Genomic DNA, 1023 nt, shown 5'->3' with positions numbered 1-1023 from the left:
GAGTTATGGCAATTTTTACATTGTTGGAAGTCGGTGGCGGCATGTGGATGCTCACCGAGCTTATGGACAGTCAGCTCTTTGTGACAATCGTTACACGATGAAATGTCCGCGCCCACTGGCAGTTTGTGTTGCTTGTTGATACCAGACACATCAAACGAGCCGGATGCGTTATTGGCGGCAATGACGAAAGGTGATTTGATAAGATCGAGGCCTTCAAACGTGACGCATTCGGCGAGCTCGCCATCTCTACGGTTGGCGCAAAGTGGCATGTCGGCGATGTTAACCGTCAACGTAGAGTTGGAGGTTGGCTTGATCACAGCGTCAGTGAAGTCTTTATGACACAAGAATAGGCCTTCTCCTTGAGCCTCACAGCCGTCACCAAGTGCGCCATCATCGGCGACGTTGAGACTGTTGTTTGCGACTATCGGGCCTTGGCCGTTATCCCAGTTCAGCAACAAATTGAGGTGCCCATGTTCATTAATGAAAGGGGTCAGTTCGTTGATGGATCCAATACCTGTGCCCGCTTTCGACACTCTTAGTTCAACCTCAAACTGGTCATCAATAAATCGCGCGCTTTCAACGTTGATTTCGAGCGAATCACGTGCCTTTGCAAGATTCTCTAAACGCATTACGTGAACCGTTTTAGCACTTCGGCTTGCGTCTTGGCCGATGATTGGATCGCCATTGTCATCTCGGTCATAAGGTCGGTGACAGCCCGAGCAGGAGTTTTGTGGCTCGCCGTTTCTTACCCAAACCGTACCGACTTGGTTATCATGCGCACCTCTGTCTCGGTACAAGTGACAGGTCTCACAGGCAACTTGGCTTGGGTGTTCAAACCAATTGTTGGCGTCTGATGCTTTCGCGACATAGGTCGAATGGCAGGTTGTACAGTTGCGGGCATCTTGCGGGAAAGGGTTGCCTTCAATGACTAAACCATTGATGTCGGTAACGAGCATGTCATTGTCGTCGACCGGCTGTTTGTAAGTATTGGTGTTATTTCTGTCGCTACCTAATTTGAAAACA

At 49.6% G+C, this 1023-nt stretch carries 1 pseudogene; it reads right to left on the bottom strand.

The features are described 5' to 3' along the window. A pseudogene (locus R7Z50_RS24925) lies at positions 1 to 1023 on the bottom strand (cytochrome c3 family protein); the annotation flags it as partial.

The sequence above is a fragment of the Vibrio sp. 1249-1 genome, from assembly GCF_033340495.1.
This window is presented reverse-complemented; position numbering and strand designations above follow the sequence as displayed.